This is a genomic window from Actinomadura rubteroloni (assembly GCF_002911665.1).
Lineage (GTDB): Bacteria > Actinomycetota > Actinomycetes > Streptosporangiales > Streptosporangiaceae > Spirillospora > Spirillospora rubteroloni.
This window is the reverse complement of record NZ_MTBP01000002.1, coordinates 320,817-340,206: the sequence shown is the minus strand read 5'-3', so window position 1 is coordinate 340,206 and position 19,390 is coordinate 320,817. Positions and strand designations below refer to the sequence as shown.

Here is a 19,390-nt window from a genome sequence, read left to right as displayed (position 1 = left end):
TTCGCGCGGCCGGCCGCCCCGTCCGCCCGGCTAGCGGGCCTTGCGCAGCCAGAAGCCGAGGCCCAGCTCGTCGTCGCGCCGCTGGGTCAGGTCCTCGGCCGGACGGCCCTCGCGGACGGCCGTGGCGAGCACGTCGCCCGCGACCTCCCCGCCGTGCACCCGCAGCGCCTCGGCGAGGTCGTCGCCGGCGGCGTGCCACCACAGCTCGATCCGGTCGGTGATCTCCAGGCCCTCGGCCTTGCGGGCGTCCTGGACGAGCCGGACCACCTCCCGCACCAGCCCGGCCCGCCGCAGCTCCGGCGTGACCGTCAGGTCGAGCGCGACCGTCTCGCCCGCCGCGCTCTCCACGGCCCAGCCGCTGCGCGGGCGCTCGGTGACGATCAGCTCGGCGGGCGCCAGCTCCACCGCGCCGACGCCGGGGACGTCCAGCGGCGCCGCCCCGCCCGAGCGCAGCGCGGCGACGAGCGCGGCCGGATCGGCGTCCTTGACGGCGCCGGCGACCTTCGGGGTGTCCTTGGCGAACCGGCGGCCGAGCTCCCGGAAGTTCGGCTTGACCTCGTACTCGACCAGGTCGCCGCCGACCGAGGACAGCTCCTCGAACGCCGCGACGTTCAGCTCGTCGGCGATCTGGCCGCGCAGTTCGGCGGGCAGGTCCGCCCAGCCGGGGGCGCCGACGAGCGCGCGGCCGAGCGGCTGCCGGGTGCGGACGCCGCTCGCCGCGCGGGCCGACCGGCCGAGTTCCACGAGCCGCCGGACGAGCGCCATCCGCTCGGTGAGGGCGGCGTCGAGCAGGGACGCGTTGACCTCGGGCCAGGACGTCAGGTGGACGGACTCGGGCGCGTCCTCCTCGCGCAGGACGTCCCACACGTGGTCGGTGACGAACGGGACGAGCGGCGCCATGAGCCGCGTCAGCGTCTCCAGGCACTCGTAGAGGGTCGCGAACGCCGCCGCGCCCGCGGGCGTCTCCGGGCCGTCCCAGAACCGCTTGCGGGAGCGCCGGACGTACCAGTTGGACAGGTCGTCCACGAACTCGGCGAGGCGGCGGCCGGCGCGGGCGGTGTCGAAGACCTCCAGCGCGTCCCCGACCTCGCGGACGGTGCGGTGCAGCTCGGCGAGCGCCCAGCGGTCCAGCAGCGGGCGGTCGGCGGGCGCGGGGGCCTCGCCGCGCCGGTCCGGCGTCCAGGCCCGTCCGCCGCCCTGCGCGGCGGCGTTGGCGTACAGGACGAAGAACGACGCGGTGTTCCAGTAGGTGAGGAGCACCTTGCGGACGATCTCCTCCAGCACGCCGTGCCCGACCCGCCGGGACGCCCACGGCAGCCCGCTGGCCAGCATGAACCAGCGCAGCGCGTCCGCGCCGTGCTGCTCCATCAGCGGGATGGGCCGCAGGACGTTGCCGAGGTGCTTGCTCATCTTGCGGCCGTCCTCGGCGAGGATGAGGCCGAGGCAGACGACGTTCTCGTACGACGAGCGGTCGAACACGAGCGTGCCGACGGCCATCAGCGAGTAGAACCAGCCGCGCGTCTGGTCCTGCGCCTCGCAGATGTACTGGGCGGGGTAGGACGCGTCGAACACGTCCTTGTTGCGGTGTGGGGCGCCCCACTGCGCGAACGGCATGGACCCCGAGTCGTACCAGGCGTCGATGACGTCCGGGACGCGGCGGGCCTCGGCGCCGCACTCCGGGCAGGGGAACGCGACGTCGTCCACGTAGGGGCGGTGGGGCTCCAGGGACGTCAGGTCGCGTCCGGCCAGCTCCCCGAGTTCGGCGAGCGACCCGACGCAGGTGACGTGCGCGTCGTCCTCGCCGCAGACCCACAGCGGGAGCGGCGTGCCCCAGTACCGGCTCCGCGACAACGACCAGTCGACGTTGTTGCGCAGCCACTCGCCGTACCGGCCCTCCTTGACGGTCTCGGGGAACCAGTTGGTACGGGCATTCTCCTCCAGCAGCCGGTCCTTCACGGCCGTGGTGCGGATGTACCAGGCGGGGAGCGCGTAGTAGAGCAGCGGCGTGTGGCAGCGCCAGCAGTGCGGGTAGCTGTGCTCGAAGTGGCCGCCCCGGAACAGCAGGCCGCGGGCGCGCAGGTCGGCCGTCAGGGCCTCGTCGGCGTCCTTGAAGAACGCGCCGCCGACGAGCGGGACGTCGGCGGTGAAGCGCCCGTCCGGGCCGACCGGGTTGACGACCGGCAGCCCGTAGTTCTTGCAGACGGTCATGTCGTCGGCGCCGAACGCGGGGGCCTGGTGGACGAGCCCGGTGCCGTCCTCGACCGTCACGTAGTCGCCCAGCACGACGAAATGCGCGCCGGGGATCGGCACGAAGTCGAACGGCCGCCGGTACGGGGTGCGCTCCAGCTCGCGGCCGGTCAGCGTGGCGAGCCGCTCGGCGTCCGCGCCGAGGACCTGCTCCAGCAGCGGCTCGGCGACGACCAGGACCTCGTCGGACCCGGCGGGACGGGCCGCGACGTAGGTGACGTCGGGGTGGACGGCCACGGCGGTGTTGGACACGAGCGTCCACGGCGTCGTCGTCCAGATCAGCAGGGACGCGTTCAGCTCGCCGAGCGGGCCGCCGGTGACGGGCATCCGGACGTACACCGACGGGCTCGTCACCGTCTCGTATCCGCCGGGCTGGCCCAGCTCGTGGTCGGACAGGCCCGTGCCGCAGCGCGGGCAGTACGGCGTGATGCGGAAGTCGCGGAACAGCAGGCCCTTGTCGAAGACGACCTTGAGCGACCACCAGACCGACTCCACGAAGGACGGGTCCATCGTCCGGTAGGCCTGGGACATGTCGACCCAGTAGCCCATCCGCTCGGTCATCTCCTCGAAGGCGTCCACGTGGCGCTGGACGGACTCGCGGCAGCGGTCGTTGAACTCCGCGACCCCGTACTCCTCGATGTCCTTCTTGCCGGTGAGCCCGAGCTCCTTCTCCACGGCGACCTCGACGGGCAGGCCGTGGCAGTCCCAGCCCGCCTTGCGGGGCACGTGGTAGCCCTGCATGGTCTTGAAGCGGGGGAAGATGTCCTTGAAGACGCGGGCCTCGACGTGGTGGACGCCGGGCATCCCGTTCGCCGTCGGCGGGCCCTCGTAGAAGACCCAGCGCGGGCCGTCCGCGGTGCGCTCCAGCGAGCGCTCGAAGATCTTGCCGTCCTGCCAGCGGCGCAGCATGTCCCGCTCCAGCGCGGGAAGATCGACCTGCGCGGGCAGGGGCCGGAACTGACGGGTCACGGTGGCGGGCCTCCGGATCGACGCGGACAACGCACGAGGAACCGGAGGGACGAGGCCGAAGGCCCCGCGGTACCACCCTCCTTGGCCGCGCGGCGCGGCCCGCTTCGTTCCAGTCACGGCTGCCGGTTCTACTCCGGCGCACGCGCCGTTTCCTCCGGCGGCTCCGGGGTGATCAGGACCGCCGCGCCGGCCGCCGGGCTCGCACCGTCCCCGGATCGCTCATGGCCGCTCGCGGCGGCAGGCGTCCCCATCACGGCCTGCCGCTCAGACTGCTGTTCGCCACTGTAACGCACGCGCACCGGTCGCTCTTCCCCGTGGGGACGGGCCGTTCTCGCCCCGGCCGACCCACCCCGACCGACCTCCCGTGCGTCTCGCCGTTCTCTCGCCGGAACGCCGGGTTTTCCTTTGCCGGACGCGAGGGCATATGAGAGCCACCGCAGGTCGTTGCCCGTCCGGTGAAAGGGGACCCCATGCTGCCCGCAGTGCCCGTCGATGAGAGCGGCGCCGAAGCGACCGCCGAGGCCGAGAAGGCCCGCGGGGGACGCGCGTCCGCCAAGCCGGCAGCCAAGGCCGCCCGCAAGCCCGCGGGCAAGCCCGCCGCGAAACCGGGGACGGCGCGTCCGAAGGCGAAAGCCTCGGCCCGCACCGCGAAACCCAAGGTGAAGACGGCCACGGTCACCGCCCGGACCGCCGCCGAGGAGGCGCCGGTGACGGCGGTCGCCGAGGTGCTGCCCGTCCGGGAGGGCGAGGAGCGCTGGACGGAGGCCGAACTGTCGGTCGTCCGCGCCGCGCTGCAGGCGGAGATCGACGGGCTCCAGGCGCAGATCACCGTCGCGGCCTCGCAGATCGCCGAGGGAGACTCCGCCGACGGCGCGGGCGACGACCAGGCCGACGCGGGCGCGAAGACCTACGAGCGTGAGCACGAGCTGGCCCTGTCCTACAATGCGCGTGATCTGCTCGCCCAGAACGAGCGGGCCGTCCAGCGGATGGACGGCGGCACGTACGGCGTCTGCGAGTCGTGCGCCCTCCCGATCGGGAAGGCGCGCTTGCAGGCGTTCCCGCGTGCCACCCTGTGTGTGACATGCAAACAACGCGAGGAACGTCGCTGAGCGACTCAACTGACCCGAAGAAGGGCGGGGCCGAGGGATCCGGGGGATCGCCTCGGCCGCGCCGTGTCGGCGTGCTGGTGGCGGTGGCCTGCGCCGCGCTGGCCCTGGACGTCATCTCCAAGATCATCGTCGTGGCGACCCTGCAGGACCGGCCGCCCATCCGGCTGCTCGGCGGACTGCTGACGCTGCGCGAGACCCGCAACAGCGGGGCCGCGTTCTCGATCGGCACCGGCTACACGATCATCTTCACCGTGATCGCGTGCGGCGTGGTCGTCGCGATCGTCCGGACGGCGCGCAACCTGCGCAGCGTCCCGTGGGCCGTGTGCCTCGGGCTGCTGCTGGGCGGCGCGCTCGGCAACCTCGTCGACCGCGTCCTGCGCGCCCCCGCGCCGTTCCAGGGCCACGTGGTCGACTGGATCGAGTGGCCGCACTGGCCCGTGTTCAACCTGGCGGACTCGGCGATCGTCTGCGGCGGCGTGCTCGCCGTCCTGCTGGCGGCGCGCGGGCTCCAGCTCGACGGCACCCGCATGACGGGCCGCGACGCGGCCGACGGAACGGACGAGCGCGACGACGCGCCGGAGGAGAAGAGCCGGTGAGCGACGTGCGGAGCATGCCCGTCCCCGACGGGCTGGAGGGCGAGCGCGCCGACGCGGCCCTGTCCCGGCTGTTCGGCCTGTCGCGCGGCCGGGCCGCCGACATCATCGCGGCGGGCGACGTCCTGCTGGACGGCCGCGAGGTCGGCAAGTCCGACCGGCTGCACGCCGGGGCGTGGCTGGAGGTGACGCTGCCGCCGCCGCCCGCCCCGCCCGCGCCGGTCGCCGAGCCCGTCGCGGGCCTCGGGATCCTCTACGAGGACGACGACATCGTCGTGGTGAACAAGCCGACCGGCGTCGCCGCGCACCCGACCACCGGCTGGACGGGCCCGACCGTCCTCGGCGGCCTGCTCGGCACCGGGCGGACCGTCGCGACGAGCGGCGCCGCCGAGCGGCAGGGGATCGTCCACCGGCTCGACGCGAACACGACGGGCGCGATGGTGGTCGCCAAGAGCGAGACGGCGTACTCGCGGCTGAAGCGGGCGTTCAAGGAGCGGACGGTCAAGAAGCGGTACCAGGCGCTCGTGCAGGGCCACCCGGACCCGTTCCGGGGGACCGTCGACGCCCCGATCGACCGGCACCCGTCGGGCGACGGCCGGTTCGCGGTGGTGGCGGGCGGACGCCCGTCGGTCACCCACTACGACACGGTCGAGGCGTTCCGGGCGGCCACGCTGCTGGACGTCGACCTGGAGACCGGCCGCACCCACCAGATCCGGGTGCACATGTCGGCGATCCGGCACCCGATCGCGGGCGACCTGGCCTACGGCGCCGATCCGACGCTCGCGGCGCGGCTCGGGCTGCGCCGCCAGTGGCTGCACGCGGTCCGGCTCGGGTTCGAGCATCCCGGGCACGGCGGCTGGGTGGAGTTCGAGAGCCCCTATCCCGACGACCTGGCGCGGGCGCTGGACGCGGTCGCCGAGGACGGCTGAACGGTCGGTCACAGGAGCCGCAGCCCGGCGGCGACGACGGCGGCGGTGACGAGGGCGACGAGGAACGGGGCGCGCAGCAGGAAGGCGATCCCGGCCGCCGTGACCCCGGCGACGCGGGCCCCGTCCAGGCGCAGGTCGCCGGCGGTGGTGAAGGTCTGCACCGCGACCAGGGACGCCAGCAGCGCGACGGGGACGAGTTCGGTGAACCGCCGCACGCGCGGGTCGTCCAGGACGCGCTGCGGGGCGACGAGCCCGGCGAGCTTCAGCAGGTAGCAGCCGACGCCGGTGACGGTGACGGCGATCCAGACGCTCATCGGACCGGCTCCTTCACGCGCTCGCGCTCGCGCTGCCGCTCGCGCAGCCCGAGCAGCGCCGCGAACGCCGCGACCATGATCGGCACGCCGGTCGGGAGCACCGGGACGGCGAGGACGGCGATCAGCGCGCCGAGCACGGCGACGCGGACCTCGGTGGCCCCGGCGGTGAGCCGGGGCCACAGCAGGCCGAGGAACATCGCCGGGCCGAGCAGGTCGAGCCCGTACCGCTCCGGATCGCCGAGCCGGGTCGCGCCGATCGCGCCGATGAACGTCGTGAGGTTCCACAGCGCGTAGGTCGGGATGCCGGTCGCGAAGAAGCCGACGCGGGCGCTGGCCCGGTCGGGCTGCGCGGTGGCGACGGCGGTGGTCTCGTCGATGACGAAATGCGCGCAGATCGCCCGCCGCCAGCCCTGCACCCGGAGCAGGTCGGCGAGCCGCAGGCCGTAGAGGGCGTTGCGCCCGGCGAGCATGACGGCCCCGAGCGTCCCGGTGAACAGCGCGCCGCCGCCGCTGACGACCCCGGCGATGGCGAACTGGGACGCGCCGCTGAACGCCAGGAGGCTCAGCGCGCACGCCTGCTGGACGGACAGCCCGGCCGGGATCGCCGCAGCACCCCAGGCGAGCCCTGTCATTCCGGAGGAGAAACCGATGTTGAGCCCGTCCCTGACGGCATTAGCCTCGCGGGTTCGCGTTCCGGTCTCACCTGCCGCATACTCCGCAGCACTCATGACACCGAAGGCTAAAACAAGCACGGTGACCACGGTATTGAACCACCGTGCACTCTCGTCCCAGGGATGGCTTCAAGTGACCACCCGGACAGGTTCTTGCCCGTCCCGCGTACGGTATTGCTCCGGAATAACGGATCTAACGGGTATGTCGATCGGGCCTCGGGGTGGCGCCGGGGTGACATTTACGCAGCTCAGAAGGCCATCAGGGGATGAGTCTCGCATCTCGGGCGGGGTGTTCTGGATCTTCGGCACTGTGCCGCACGGGCCAGTTCGGCGATTTTCCGAGTTCGCGGCCGGAGCTGAATTCGGCGGCCCCCGCGACGTTCCGGATAACGTCTGGGAGGCAGGGACTAGGAATGGCGCACTGGATCGGTGGCGCGATTTTCAGTCGTTTTCGATACGGCGGCGCATCCAGATGTGCGGGATGCCGGCCTCTTCGTCCTCGGCGCCGAACGCCTCGTATCCGAGCCGTTCGTAGAAGCCGCGCGCCGCGACCTGCGCGTGCAGCTCGACGGCCGTCAGGCCCGCCGCGCGGGCGCGGTCCTCGACGGCGCGGACCAGCGCCGCCCCGAGGCCGGTGCCGCGCGCCTCGGCCAGGACGGCGAGCCGCCCGAGCACGCCCGTGCCGTCGCGGCGCAGCAGCCGGACCGTCCCGGCCGGACGGCCGTCGATCCGGGCCAGCAGATGGTCGGCGGCGGCGTCCGCCGCGTCCAGCTCGATCTCCGGCGGCACGCCCTGCTCGCGGACGAACACCGCGAAACGGACGGCGTAGGCGTGCTCGCGGTCGGCGGCGGACACCACCGGGACGATCTCGGCGCTCATGGCCGTCAGGTCTACCAGGCCCGTGCTACCGGGCCCGTGTCAGCAGGCCCGTGCTTTCAGGGCCGTGTCGGCAGGCCGCCGGATCAGCGGCGGACCGCCGTCAGCTCGGCCTCCCAGCCGGCGAACCGGCCGCGCCCGTCGAAATGGGCGCGGGCCGGGCCGCCCGGCGGACGCGCCTCGATCGACGTCTCGGTCTCCCGGTAGGGGACGCGGTGGCGGCTCAGCAGCCGCGCCAGCGTCAGCCGGGGGTCGGCGGGGAACAGGCTCACCGCGCTGGTCAGCAGGCGCGCGACGGGCACCGGGTCCCACGCGGCGGGCGGCGCCTGCGGGTCGTCCACGTGCAGGTACGCCGAGCCGCCGTCGTACCCGGCCCCGATGTACCCGCCGCCGCCGAGCACGCCCCCGGCCGCCATCGCGACCAGCTCCCCGCCGTGCCCGGCGGGCCCCTCGTACCAGCCGAGGTCGACCTCGGGCGTGGTGAACTCGGGGATGCCGAGCCGCTCGCCGAGCGTCCGGATGCCGAGGGTCGGGACGACCGCCGGGTGGTCCGCGCCGAACTGCGGGTTGGCCCAGCCCCACAGCCAGGTCCGCTCCCGCGCGGCGTAGCTGCCGAGCAGGGCGACCCGGACGGTCACGCCGCCGCTGGTGTACGTCCGGGCGGTGAGGTCGGCGCTCCAGTCCTCGCGCGGCAGGAACTCCGCGAGCGTCTCCTGCTGCTGCAGGACGACGGCCGCGAGCGCTGCGCCGAGGCGCTCGAAGGCGGGGCTGAATCCGGACATGTCGGGCACATTATCCCAGGGATCGGGCCGTTCTGGGGCGGGAATCGGGCACCTGCCGGTTGTCGTTCGGGTCACCAGGGCGGGCTAGGCTTTCGTCGTCGGGAACGGGACGTAGACAGGAGCGTACGAGGTGCGGGCACCGGTCGTGAGGGCCTTGCGCACGTGGATCGCGACCTGTCTCGCCGTCGCCGTCCTCGGACCCCTCGCGGGGCTGCTGTGGCGGGCCGTCGCGCCGACCGTGAAGTACGTCGTCGTGGGCGGCGCGCCGTACCTCGCCGACCCCGAGAGCCGCGGCCCGATCGGCACCGACATGCGGTTCGCGCTGATCGCGGTGGTCGCCGGGCTCGCCTGCGGCGCCGTCGCCTACCTCGCGGGCGGACGCGGCAACGACGTCCCGCTGCTGCTCGGACTGGCCGTCGGCGGCACGGCGGCGGCCGTCCTCGCCTGGCGCACCGGCCACCTGATCGGCCTCGGCTCCTACCACCGCGCGCTCGGGCACGCCGCCGACGGCGCGACCGTCACCGGCGTGGCCGACCTGCGCGCCACCGGGCTGCTCGTCTTCTGGCCGATCGCGGCCGTCGCGCTCTACGGCGTGCTGGAGCTGTTCGTCAAGCGGCTATCCCCGCGCGACGGCGGCGAGCGCGGCGCCGGCGAGGCCGGCGAGGTCGCCGGGGGCCAGCTCGATCTGGAGTCCGCGCCGCCCCGCCGAGACGTAGACGGTCGCGAACCCTGACGCCGACGCGTCCAGCACGGCCGGCAGGCGCCGCCGCTGCCCGAGCGGGCTGATCCCGCCCACCACGTAGCCGGTCGCGCGCTCGGCGTCGCGCGGATCGGCCATCGCCGCCCGCTTCCCGCCCGTCGCCGCCGCCAGCGCCTTGAGGTCCAGCGTCGCCGACACCGGGACGATCGCGACGGTCAGCGCGCCGTCCACCTCGGCCACCAGCGTCTTGAACAGCCGCTCGCGCGGGACGCCGAGCGCGTCCGCCGCCGCCTCGCCGTAGGACCCGGCGCCCGGGTCGACCGTGTACTCGTGCAGGGTGAACGCCACGCCCGCGCGGGCCGCCGCGACCGTCGCGGGCGTCCCGCCCTTGTTCTTCGCCGCCATGGGCGACCAGTGTGCCCGGTCAGTTTGGGTGGAACGAGCCGTCCAGGAACGCGGTACCGGGGAGGGTCGGGAAGGCGCGCAGGAGCCGCGTCTCGCGCCGGATCATCGTCCGGGCGGCGCGCAGGCGCTGCGCGGCGTCCTCGGCGGCCAGCAGGCGGCGCTTGTCGTGCCCGTCCAGGACGGCCGCCGCCGCGATCTCGTAGGACAGCCGCACCCGGTCGCCGGGCGCGGTCGGGTCCGCGATGCCCGCCCCGGCGGCGGCCAGCGCGCGCCGGTACCGGCGGAAGGCCGCCATCGCCGCGACCGCCGCCGCGTCCACCTCGGCGCCCTCCTCCTCGGGCAGGTACTCCACCTCGGCGCGCAGGTACGGACGGGACGAATCGGTGCCCTTCATCCGGAACCGTCGTCCGCCCACCGCCGCGACGTCGTACTTGCCGTCGGCCTGGAGCGTCGCGTCGCGCAGTTCGGCCACGCACCCGACCTCCGCGAGCCGCAGCGCCGCGCCCGGCCCGACCTCATGGCCCAGCTCGATCGAGACGACGCCGAACCGGCGCGGGCCCGGCCCGTCCAGCAGGTCGCGGACGAGCGCGAGATACCGGTCCTCGAACACCCGGAGCGACAGCGCCATGCCGGGGAACAGCACGGTCCCCAGGGGGAACAGCGGCAGCCGCTCGGTCACGGGGGACCTCCGTCGTCGGTTCGGGGGACGCCGCCCAGGGTACGGCGGGGCCGCGACGGGACGAACCGTCGAAATCTCACATGCTGAAGCTGGGCTAGCCTCACGGCCATGAGGATCTCCGTCGTGGACGCCTTCACCGACCGGCCCTTCAGCGGCAACCCGGCCGCCGTCTGCCTGCTCGACGCCCCCGCCGACGCGGCGTGGATGCAGGACGTCGCCGCCGAGATGCGGCATTCGGAGACGGCGTTCGTCCGGCGCGCGGACGACGGGACGTTCGAGCTGCGCTGGTTCACGCCGCTGAACGAGGTGGCGCTGTGCGGGCACGCCACGCTCGCGACCGCCCACACGCTCTACCACGACGGCGTCGTGGCCGCCGGGGACGAGATCCGGTTCCGGACGCTGCGCAGCGGGATCCTGACCGTCCGTCCGGGCGCGGAGGGCGCGCTGGAGATGGACTTCCCGGCCGGCCCGCCCGTCGCGGCCCCGGCGCCCGCCGAGTTCGCCGCGCTTGGAACACCGTTCGGCTGGACGGGCCGCAACGCCCTGAACGACTGGGTGGTCGAGCTGCCCGACGCGGCGGCCGTGCGCGCCGTCGCGCCCGGCATCGCCGACCTGGCCGGCGCCGACGCCCGGCTCGTGATCGTCACCGCGCCCGCGGACCCCGGCGCCGACCACGACTTCGTGTCCCGCACGTTCGCGCCGCGCTCCCTGCCCGGCGACGCCGAGGACCCCGTCACCGGCTCCGCCCACTGCGCCCTCGCCCCCTACTGGGCGGAGCGCCTGGGCCGTGACGCCCTCACCGGGTACCAGGCGTCGGCGCGCGGCGGACGGGTCGGCGTCCGGCTCGCGGGGGACCGCGTCGTCCTCACCGGACGTGCCGTGACCGTTCTCTCCGGAGACCTCCTGGTGTGACGGTCTCGGCACGTGAGACGAGGCGCGGCGGCGTCCCGGGGCTCCGTAGACTGGGGCCGTGATCTCCCGTATCGACCTGCGCGGCTCGCTCCCCGGCGACCTGCGCTCCGTGCTGCCCCGCGCCGATCTCGACGTCGAGGCCGCCCTGGACAAGGTGCGGCCCATCTGCGACGACGTCCGCCATCGCGGCTCGGCGGCGGTCCGGGAGCACACCCGCGCGTTCGACGGGGTGGACCGGGAGCACAGCCGCGTCCCGGTCGCCGAGATCCACGCCGCGCTCGCCGCGCTGCCCGCGCCCGTCCGCGACGCGCTGGAGGAGTCGATCCGGCGGGCCCGGCTCGTCCACCGCGACCAGCGCCGCACCGACGTCACCACGAACGTCGTGCCGGGCGGCACCGTCACCGAGCGGTGGATCCCGGTGGACCGCGTCGGCCTGTACGTGCCGGGCGGACGCGCCGTGTACCCGTCCAGCGTCGTCATGAACGTCGTGCCCGCGCAGGAGGCCGGGGTCGGCTCGCTCGCCGTGACCTCGCCCGCGCAGAAGGAGTTCGGCGGCCTGCCGCACCCGACGATCCTCGCCGCGTGCGCGCTGCTCGGCGTCGAGGAGGTGCACGCCGTCGGCGGCGCCCAGGCGATCGCGATGTTCGCCTACGGCACCGACCAGTGCCCGCGCGCCGACCTCGTCACCGGGCCCGGCAACGTCTACGTCGCCGCCGCCAAACGGCTGCTCAAGGGCGTCATCGGCATCGACTCCGAGGCCGGGCCGACCGAGATCGCGATCCTCGCCGACGCGACCGCCGACCCCGTCCACGTCGCCGCCGACCTGATCAGCCAGGCCGAGCACGACACGCTCGCCGCCGCCGTCCTCGTCACCGACGCGCCCGCGCTCGCCGACGCGGTCGAGGCCGAGCTGAAGGCCCAGGTCGCCCGCGCCAAGCACCATGAGCGGATCACGGCCGCACTCGCCGGACGGCAGTCGGGCATCGTGCTGGTGGACGACGTCGCCGCCGGGCTCAGGGTCGTGGACGCCTACGCCGCCGAGCACCTGGAGATCCAGACCGCCGACGCCGACGCCGTGGCCGCGCGGGTCCGCAACGCGGGCGCGATCTTCGTCGGCCCGCACGCGCCGGTGTCGCTCGGCGACTACCTCGCCGGGTCCAACCACGTCCTGCCCACGGGCGGCTGCGCGTGCCACTCCTCGGGGCTGTCGGTGCAGTCGTTCCTGCGCGGCGTCCACGTCGTCCGCTACGACGAGGCCGCGCTCGCCGACGCCGCCGCGCGCGTCGTCGTGCTCGCCGAGGCCGAGGACCTGCCCGCGCACGGCGCCGCCGTCACGGCCCGCTTCGACTGGAAGGTCCCGTCGTGACCTCACTGGCCGACCTCCCGCTGCGCGACGACCTGCGCGGCCGGGAGCCGTACGGGGCGCCGCAGCTCGACGTCCCGTACGCGCTGAACACCAACGAGAACCCGTATCCGCCGTCCCCGGCGCTGGTCGCCGCGCTCGGCAAGGCCGTCGAGGACGTCGCCGCGAGCCTGAACCGCTACCCCGACCGGGACGCGACGCTCCTGCGCGCCGACCTCGCCGACTTCCTCAACGCCGACACCCCCGGCGCGGGCCGCACCGGACGCGACGTGTGGGCGGCGAACGGGTCCAACGAGATCCTCCAGCAGATCCTCCAGGCGTTCGGCGGGCCCGGACGCACCGCGCTCGGCTTCGAGCCGTCCTACTCGATGCACCCGATCATCACCGAGGTGTCCGGGACGGCCTGGGTCGACGCCCACCGCGACGAGGACTTCGGTCTCGACCCGGCGGCGGCCGTCGCCGCGATCGAGCGGCACGAGCCGGGCATCGTGTTCCTCACCTCGCCCAACAACCCGACCGGCACCGCGCTCGACCTCGCGACGATCGAGGCCGTCCTGGACGCGGCGCCCGGCATGGTCGTCGTGGACGAGGCCTACGCCGAGTTCCGGCGCGGCGGCACGCCGTCCGCGCTGAACCTGCTGCCCGGCCGGCCCCGGCTGATCGTCACCCGGACGATGTCCAAGGCGTTCGCGATGGCGGGCACCAGGCTCGGCTACCTCGCCGCCGACCCCGCCGTGATCGACGCGCTGATGCTCGTCCGGCTGCCCTACCACCTGTCGGCCGTCACGCAGGCCGTCGCGCGGACGGCGCTGGCGCACCGCGCCGAACTGCTCGGCACCGTGGACGCGCTGCGCTCCGAACGCGACGCGCTCGTCGCCTGGCTGCGCGGCCTCGGGCTGACCGTGGCCGACTCCGACGCCAACTTCGTCCTGTTCGGCTCCTTCTCCGACCGCCGCGCGGTGTGGGAGGGGCTGCTGGAGCGCGGCGTGCTGATCCGCGAGGTCGGGCCGCCCGGCTGGCTGCGCGTGAGCGTCGGCACGCCGGAGGAGATGGCCGCCTTCCGCACGGCCCTGAAGGAGGTCCTGTGATGCGCAAGGGACGCGTGGAGCGCGCGACGAAGGAGACGTCCGTCCTGGTCGAGATCGACCTCGACGGCACCGGCGAGGTCGACGTCGCGACCGGCGTCGGGTTCTTCGACCACATGCTGGCGCAGCTCGGCAAGCACGGCTCGTTCGACCTGACCGTGAAGACGCAGGGCGACCTGCACATCGACGCCCACCACACGATCGAGGACACCGCGATCGCGCTCGGGCAGGCGTTCCGGCAGGCGCTCGGCGACAAGGCGGGCATCCGGCGGTTCGCGGACGCGTCGATCCCGCTGGACGAGGCGCTCGCGCAGGTCACGGTGGACGTGTCGGGGCGGCCCTACCTCGTCCACTCCGAGCCGGACGGTCTCGCGCCGATGATCGGCCCCGAGTACGACACGACGATGACGCGGCACATCCTGGAGTCGTTCGTCGCGAACGCCCAGGTGGCGCTGCACGTCCACGTCCCCTACGGCCGCAACGCGCACCACATCGTGGAGGCGCAGTTCAAGGCGCTGGCCCGCGCGCTGCGCGACGCCGTCGCCTTCGACCCCAAGGTCCGCGGCATCCCCTCCACCAAGGGCGCCCTATGAGCGCGCGTGCGGCGCGCGCCGCGCGCTGGACTGAGGAGCGGCGGGAGCTTGCGACCAGAGCGACGAGGGAAGCGCGCGGCGTGAAGCGCGCCGCACGCGCGCGGAGGACGCTGTGACTAAATCGATTGTGGTGCTCGACTACGGGTCGGGGAATCTGCGGTCGGCCGAGCGGGCCGTGGCGCGGCACGGCGTGGACGTGACCGTCACCGCCGACTGGGACGCGGCGCTCGCGGCGGACGGGCTCGTCGTGCCGGGCGTCGGGGCGTTCGCGGCGTGCATGGCGGGGCTGCGCGGCATCCGGGGCGAGCAGATCATCGGGCGGCGGCTGGCCGGCGGACGGCCCGTCCTCGGCATCTGCGTCGGCATGCAGATCCTGTTCGGCAAGGGCGTCGAGCACGGCGTCACGACCGAGGGCTGCGCGGAGTGGCCCGGGACGGTCGAGCGCCTGGACGCGCCGATCCTGCCGCACATGGGCTGGAACACCGTGGACGCGCCCGCGGAGTCCACGCTGTTCGCGGGCCTGGACGCCGGGACGCGCTTCTACTTCGTCCACTCCTACGGCGTGCGCCGGTGGGAGCTGGAGCCCGACCCGCGCGGCAACCTGCGCCCCCCGCTCGTCACCTGGGCCGAGCACGGCGACCGGTTCGTCGCGGCCGTGGAGAACGGCGCGCTGTCGGCGACGCAGTTCCACCCGGAGAAGTCCGGCGACGCGGGCGCGCAGGTGCTGGCGAACTGGCTCGCGACCGTCCGCTGACGGCCGCCCACCCCCGATCCGTTCCGACAAGGAAGTTCCATGACACTGACGCTCCTTCCCGCCGTCGACGTCGCGGACGGCAAGGCCGTCCGGCTCGTGCAGGGCGAGGCGGGCACCGAGACCTCCTACGGCGCCCCGCTGGACGCGGCCCTGGCCTGGCAGAAGGCGGGCGCGGAGTGGATCCATCTGGTGGACCTCGACGCGGCGTTCGGGCGCGGCTCCAACCGTGAGCTGCTCGCCGAGGTGACCGGACGGCTGGACGTCAAGGTGGAGCTGTCGGGCGGCATCCGCGACGACGCGTCGCTGGAGGCCGCGCTCGCGACGGGCTGCGCGCGCGTCAACATCGGCACGGCCGCGCTGGAGAACCCGGAGTGGTGCCGCAAGATCATCGCCTCGCACGGCGACCGGATCGCCGTCGGCCTGGACGTGCGCGGCACCACGCTCGCCGCGCGCGGCTGGACGCGCGAGGGCGGCGACCTGTGGGAGGTGCTGGCGCGGCTGGAGGCCGACGGCTGCCCCCGCTACGTCGTCACCGACGTCACCAAGGACGGCACGCTGCGCGGCCCGAACACCGAGCTGCTCCGCGAGGTCTGCACGCGCACCGACAAGCCCGTCGTGGCGTCCGGCGGGGTGTCGTCGCTGGACGACCTGCGGGCGCTGGCGGCGCTGACCGGCGACGGCGTCGAGGGCGCGATCGTCGGCAAGGCCCTGTACGCGGGCGCGTTCACGCTGGAAGAGGCGCTGGAGGCGGTGCGCTGATGGGCGTGGCCGTGCGCGTCATCCCCTGCCTGGACGTCGACGCGGGCCGCGTGGTGAAGGGCGTCAACTTCCAGAACCTGCGCGACGCGGGCGACCCGGTGGAGCTGGCGCGCCGCTACGACGCCGAGGGCGCCGACGAGCTGACGTTCCTCGACATCACGGCGTCCAGCGGCGACCGGTCCACCACCTACGACGTGGTGCGCCGCACGGCCGAGCAGGTGTTCATCCCGCTGACGGTCGGCGGCGGCGTCCGCACGGTGGACGACGTGGACCGGCTGCTGCGCGCGGGCGCCGACAAGGTGTCGATCAACACGGCGGCCATCGCGCGTCCGGAGTTCCTGCGGGAGGCCGCGCACCGGTTCGGGTCGCAGTGCGTGGTGCTGTCGGTGGACGCCCGCCGCGTCACCGGCGGCACGGTCACCGCGTCCGGCTACGAGGTCACCACGCACGGCGGACGGCGCGGCACCGGCATCGACGCGGTCGAGTGGACGCGGCGCGGCGCCGACCTCGGCGTCGGCGAGATCCTGCTGAACTCGATGGACGCGGACGGCACCAAGGCCGGCTTCGACCTGGAGATGCTGGAGCGCGTCCGGGCGGCGACGACCGTCCCGGTGATCGCGTCCGGCGGCGCGGGCGCGGTGGAGCACTTCGCCCCGGCGGTCGCGGCGGGCGCGGACGCGGTGCTCGCCGCGAGCGTGTTCCACTTCGGGGACATGACGGTCGGCGACGTCAAGACGGCCCTGCGCGCGGCGGGCAACCCCGTCCGCTGACGCGTCACCGGGTGCTGAGCAGGACGGCGCCGACCGTCCGCCGGCTCTCCAGGTCCAGGTGGGCCTGGACGGCGTCCTCCAGCGGGTACACGGCGTGGACGCGGGCGGTGAGGTCGCCGGCGACGGCGGCGGCGAGGGCCTGCTCGACGTCGGCGCGCTGTTCGGCGCGCGGCCGGGCGAGCGCGATACCGAGCGGTCCGATCACCGACAGGCCGCGCCGGACGACCTGGAGCGTGTCGATCGGCGTCCAGGTGCCGGACGCGAACCCGTAGACCCCGAAGCGACCGCCGTCCGCGGTGGCCTCCAGCGCCTGCGCGCCGATAGCACCGCCGATGGCGTCGACCACGACGTCCGCGCCGCGCCCGCCGGTGGCCTTCCGTACGGTCTCGACCCAGCCGGGGCCGCCGTAGTCGACGGTGACGTCCGCGCCGAACCCGGCGGCGGCGTCGCGCTTGCCCGGGCCGCCGACGCCGCCGATCACCGGTCCGGCGCCGAGCCGCCCGGCGAGCTGGACGAGCATGGACCCGATGCGTCCGGCGGCGGCGGTGACGAGCACGCTCTCGCCCGCCCGAACGCCCATCGCCGTGAGCACGCCGACCGCCACCGCGCCCGCCTGGAACACCGGGACGGCCTGTTCGAGCGTCAGCGCGTCCGGCACGGCGAACACGTCGCCGCTCGCGGCGACGGCGACCTCGGCGTACCCGCCGGTGTTGCCGAGCGACGTCGCCACGACCCGGGTCCCGACCAGGGACGGGTCCACGTCCGGGCCGACCTCGGTCACCCGGCCGCCGACCTCGATGCCCGGGTCGTAGGGCAGGGGGAGCGGGTAGCGTCCGGAGCGGACGATCGTCTCGGCGTAGATCGCCCCGGCCACCTCGACGGCCACCGCGACCTGGCCGGCGGCGGGGCGCGGCGCGTCGGCCTCCTCAATTCTCATGACCTGCGGCGGGCCGAATTCACGCACGCGGACAATGCGCATGGGTCACTCTCCTGTCCGAACTGATTCGTGTTACGAACGGATGCCGTGGGCGTCCGTGTCTCGAATCGTGTCGTCCAGTGTTCTGCGACGGCAAGTACCAATCCGGCCGGGACGGCTCGAATGGGACAGTCGGCGGAAACTGTCACGCTAAGGCGCGGGCCAGCCGTTGACCTCCTCGACCAGCGCCACGGCGATCCGGCTGAACCGGTCGGCCATCTCCGCCGCCGGCACGGGCCGCCCGTTGCCGAGCCACCAGGCGACCGACTGGACGAACAACGCCGAGATCAGCGTGGGGACCAGGCCCGCCCCGGTCGTCCCGCCGCCCACCGCTCCGGCCGTCGCCGGAAGATGCGCGGTGACCATCTCAGCGAGCGTCGCGCGCATCCGCCCGGCGAACCACTGGCTCCCGGAGTCGCCGAGCAGCGCCGTGTAGATCTGGTGGTACTCGGCGAAGTGCTCGAAGAAGGCGACCCAGCGCCGCTCGTCCGGCACATCGCCCTCGTCGGGCAGGTGCTCGGTGAGAAGGGCGACCGCTTCGGCGAAGATCTTCTCCACCAGGTCGTATTTGTCGTTGTAATTGCGGTAGAAGGCGGCCCGGCTCACCATCGCGCGTTCGGTGATCGCGCTCACGGTCGTGCGCTCGAAACCACGTTCCCGAATGAGTTCGGCCAACGCCTCGCGGAGCAGCTTGCGCGTCCGCCGCGTCCGCACGTTCTCGGCCTGTCCGGACACTCCGCGCCCTACGACCGGACGGACCGGGCCAGGTGCCGGGCGATGACCATCCGCTGGATCTGGTTCGTCCCTTCGAAGATCTGCATGACCTTCGCCTCGCGCATGTACCGCTCGACCGGGAAGTCGCGCGTGTAGCCGTAGCCGCCGAGGACCTGGACGGCGTCGGTCGTCACGCGCATCGCCGCGTCCGTCGCGACGAGCTTGGCCACCGACGCCTGCCGCGCGTAGGGCAGGCCCCGGTCGCGGCGCCGCGCCGCTTCCAGGTACGTCGCGCGCGCCGACTCGACGGCGGCGGCCATGTCGGCGAGCAGGAACCCGAGGCCCTGGTGCTCGATGATCGGACGGCCGAACTGCGTCCGCTCCGCCGCGTAGGCCACGGCGTGGTCCAGCGCGCCCTGCGCGAGGCCGGTCGCGCACGCGGCGATGCCGAGGCGCCCCGAGTCCAGCGCGGCGAGCGCGATCGGGAAGCCCTGGCCCTCGGCTCCGATGCGGCGCCCGGCCGGGACGGGCGCGTCGTCGAAGTGGAGCTGCGCGGTCGTGGAGCCGGTCAGCCCCATCTTCCGCTCGGGCGGGCCGAACGTCAGGCCGGGCTGGTCGCCGTCGATGAGGAAGCAGGAGATGCCCCGGCCGCCGTCGTCGGACGTCCGGGCGAACAGCACGTAGAAGTCGGCCTCGCCGCCGTGCGTGATCCACATCTTGGTGCCGGTGATCCGGTAGCCGTCGCCGTCGCGCACGGCCCGGGTCGCGAGCGCCGCCGCGTCCGACCCGGCCTGCGCCTCCGACAGCGCGTACCCGCCGAGCAGCTCGCCGCCGAGCAGGTCCGGCAGGCGCCCGCGCAGTTCCGCCGACCCGAACGCGTGCGGCGCGAAGCACGCCAGGCTGTGGACGCTCACCCCGACCGCGACCGACGCCCACACCGCCGCGATCTCCTCCAGCACCTGGAGGTACACCTCGTAGGGCTGGCCGCCGCCGCCCGCGTCCTCGGGGTAGGGGAGGCCGAGGAGCCCGGCGCGGCCGAGCGTCCGGAACACCTCGCGCGGGAACGCGCCCGCCTCCTCGGCGTCGGCGGCGCGCGGCGCCAGCTCCTTGCCGACGATCTCGCGCGTCAGGGCGATCAGGTCCTCGGCCTCGGGCGTGGGCGGCATCCGTTCTGCGGGCATGGACCCATC

At 74.3% G+C, this 19,390-nt stretch carries 21 protein-coding genes; 11 read left to right on the top strand and 10 right to left on the bottom strand.

Annotation, left to right across the window (positions count from 1 at the left end):
- Positions 1-30: 30 nt before the first annotated feature.
- Positions 31-3,216: an isoleucine--tRNA ligase gene (gene ileS, locus BTM25_RS12935; RefSeq protein ID WP_103563155.1), complete on the bottom strand. Its 3,186-nt coding sequence runs from the start codon at positions 3,214-3,216 to the stop codon at positions 31-33.
- Between the two features lie 707 nt (positions 3,217-3,923).
- Between ileS and BTM25_RS30345 the strand changes: the two genes are divergently transcribed.
- From BTM25_RS30345 to BTM25_RS12920, 3 genes are all read left to right on the top strand, one after another.
- Positions 3,924-4,325, top strand: coding sequence for a TraR/DksA family transcriptional regulator (locus BTM25_RS30345; protein WP_235828526.1), 402 nt, complete (start codon positions 3,924-3,926; stop codon positions 4,323-4,325).
- Between the two features lie 71 nt (positions 4,326-4,396).
- Complete coding sequence (locus BTM25_RS12925) at positions 4,397-4,921, top strand: signal peptidase II (protein WP_205648105.1); 525 nt, start codon at positions 4,397-4,399, stop codon at positions 4,919-4,921.
- Positions 4,918-5,847: an RluA family pseudouridine synthase gene (locus BTM25_RS12920; protein ID WP_103563152.1), complete on the top strand. Its 930-nt coding sequence runs from the start codon at positions 4,918-4,920 to the stop codon at positions 5,845-5,847. The genes BTM25_RS12925 and BTM25_RS12920 overlap by 4 nt, the downstream gene beginning before the upstream one ends.
- A gap of 8 nt (positions 5,848-5,855) precedes the next feature.
- On the opposite strand, the gene BTM25_RS12915 is transcribed toward BTM25_RS12920, so the two are convergent.
- From BTM25_RS12915 to BTM25_RS12900, 4 genes are all read right to left on the bottom strand, one after another.
- Positions 5,856-6,161: an AzlD domain-containing protein gene (locus BTM25_RS12915; protein ID WP_103563151.1), complete on the bottom strand. Its 306-nt coding sequence runs from the start codon at positions 6,159-6,161 to the stop codon at positions 5,856-5,858.
- A complete protein-coding gene (locus tag BTM25_RS12910) occupies positions 6,158-6,793 on the bottom strand; it encodes an AzlC family ABC transporter permease (RefSeq protein WP_205648104.1) in 636 nt (211 codons plus the stop codon). The genes BTM25_RS12915 and BTM25_RS12910 overlap by 4 nt, the downstream gene beginning before the upstream one ends.
- A gap of 480 nt (positions 6,794-7,273) precedes the next feature.
- Positions 7,274-7,711 carry a GNAT family N-acetyltransferase gene (locus BTM25_RS12905; RefSeq protein WP_103563149.1) on the bottom strand — a complete coding sequence of 146 codons (438 nt, stop codon included), beginning with the start codon at positions 7,709-7,711 and terminating at the stop codon, positions 7,274-7,276.
- 83 nt (positions 7,712-7,794) lie between these two features.
- Positions 7,795-8,490, bottom strand: a complete 696-nt coding sequence (locus tag BTM25_RS12900; protein WP_103563148.1) for a DUF6882 domain-containing protein — start codon at positions 8,488-8,490, stop codon at positions 7,795-7,797.
- A 145-nt stretch (positions 8,491-8,635) separates the two neighbouring features.
- On the opposite strand from BTM25_RS12900, the gene BTM25_RS29200 reads away from it, so the two are divergent.
- Positions 8,636-9,223, top strand: coding sequence for a hypothetical protein (locus tag BTM25_RS29200; protein ID WP_235828386.1), 588 nt, complete (start codon positions 8,636-8,638; stop codon positions 9,221-9,223).
- On the opposite strand, the gene ybaK is transcribed toward BTM25_RS29200, so the two are convergent.
- Together ybaK and BTM25_RS12890 are read right to left on the bottom strand one after the other, a co-directional pair.
- Positions 9,107-9,595, bottom strand: coding sequence for a Cys-tRNA(Pro) deacylase (gene ybaK / locus BTM25_RS12895; RefSeq protein WP_103563147.1), 489 nt, complete (start codon positions 9,593-9,595; stop codon positions 9,107-9,109). The two genes, BTM25_RS29200 and ybaK, sit on opposite strands and share 117 nt — an antisense overlap.
- A gap of 19 nt (positions 9,596-9,614) precedes the next feature.
- Positions 9,615-10,274, bottom strand: a complete 660-nt coding sequence (locus BTM25_RS12890; protein WP_103563146.1) for an LON peptidase substrate-binding domain-containing protein — start codon at positions 10,272-10,274, stop codon at positions 9,615-9,617.
- Positions 10,275-10,382: 108 nt separating this feature from the next.
- Between BTM25_RS12890 and BTM25_RS12885 the strand changes: the two genes are divergently transcribed.
- From BTM25_RS12885 to hisF, 7 genes are all read left to right on the top strand, one after another.
- Complete coding sequence (locus tag BTM25_RS12885; protein WP_103563145.1) at positions 10,383-11,186, top strand: PhzF family phenazine biosynthesis protein; 804 nt, start codon at positions 10,383-10,385, stop codon at positions 11,184-11,186.
- Between the two features lie 58 nt (positions 11,187-11,244).
- Positions 11,245-12,552 (top strand): histidinol dehydrogenase, encoded by a 1,308-nt coding sequence (gene hisD / locus BTM25_RS12880; protein WP_103563144.1) that lies wholly within the window; start codon positions 11,245-11,247, stop codon positions 12,550-12,552.
- Positions 12,549-13,637: a histidinol-phosphate transaminase gene (locus BTM25_RS12875; RefSeq protein ID WP_103563143.1), complete on the top strand. Its 1,089-nt coding sequence runs from the start codon at positions 12,549-12,551 to the stop codon at positions 13,635-13,637. The genes hisD and BTM25_RS12875 overlap by 4 nt, the downstream gene beginning before the upstream one ends.
- Positions 13,634-14,227 (top strand): imidazoleglycerol-phosphate dehydratase HisB, encoded by a 594-nt coding sequence (gene hisB, locus BTM25_RS12870; protein ID WP_103563142.1) that lies wholly within the window; start codon positions 13,634-13,636, stop codon positions 14,225-14,227. Before BTM25_RS12875 ends, hisB begins: the two co-directional genes overlap by 4 nt.
- Positions 14,228-14,339: 112 nt before the next feature.
- Positions 14,340-14,981: an imidazole glycerol phosphate synthase subunit HisH gene (hisH, locus tag BTM25_RS12865; protein WP_103563141.1), complete on the top strand. Its 642-nt coding sequence runs from the start codon at positions 14,340-14,342 to the stop codon at positions 14,979-14,981.
- A gap of 39 nt (positions 14,982-15,020) precedes the next feature.
- Entirely contained in the window at positions 15,021-15,740 is a 720-nt protein-coding gene (gene priA, locus BTM25_RS12860) for a bifunctional 1-(5-phosphoribosyl)-5-((5-phosphoribosylamino)methylideneamino)imidazole-4-carboxamide isomerase/phosphoribosylanthranilate isomerase PriA (protein WP_103563140.1), read from the top strand.
- The gene (gene hisF / locus BTM25_RS12855; protein WP_103563139.1) at positions 15,740-16,510 is read left to right on the top strand and encodes an imidazole glycerol phosphate synthase subunit HisF; all 771 of its coding nucleotides are present in this window, start codon (positions 15,740-15,742) and stop codon (positions 16,508-16,510) included. Before priA ends, hisF begins: the two co-directional genes overlap by 1 nt.
- Before the next feature lie 4 nt (positions 16,511-16,514).
- Here hisF and BTM25_RS12850 read toward each other — a convergent pair whose 3' ends face one another.
- The 3 genes from BTM25_RS12850 to BTM25_RS12840 form a co-directional block, all read right to left on the bottom strand.
- The gene (locus BTM25_RS12850) at positions 16,515-17,489 is read right to left on the bottom strand and encodes a zinc-binding dehydrogenase (protein WP_103563138.1); all 975 of its coding nucleotides are present in this window, start codon (positions 17,487-17,489) and stop codon (positions 16,515-16,517) included.
- Positions 17,490-17,636: 147 nt separating this feature from the next.
- Positions 17,637-18,221 carry a TetR/AcrR family transcriptional regulator gene (locus BTM25_RS12845; protein WP_103563137.1) on the bottom strand — a complete coding sequence of 195 codons (585 nt, stop codon included), beginning with the start codon at positions 18,219-18,221 and terminating at the stop codon, positions 17,637-17,639.
- 8 nt (positions 18,222-18,229) lie between these two features.
- Complete coding sequence (locus tag BTM25_RS12840) at positions 18,230-19,381, bottom strand: acyl-CoA dehydrogenase family protein (protein ID WP_103563136.1); 1,152 nt, start codon at positions 19,379-19,381, stop codon at positions 18,230-18,232.
- Between the last annotated feature and the right edge of the window lie 9 nt (positions 19,382-19,390).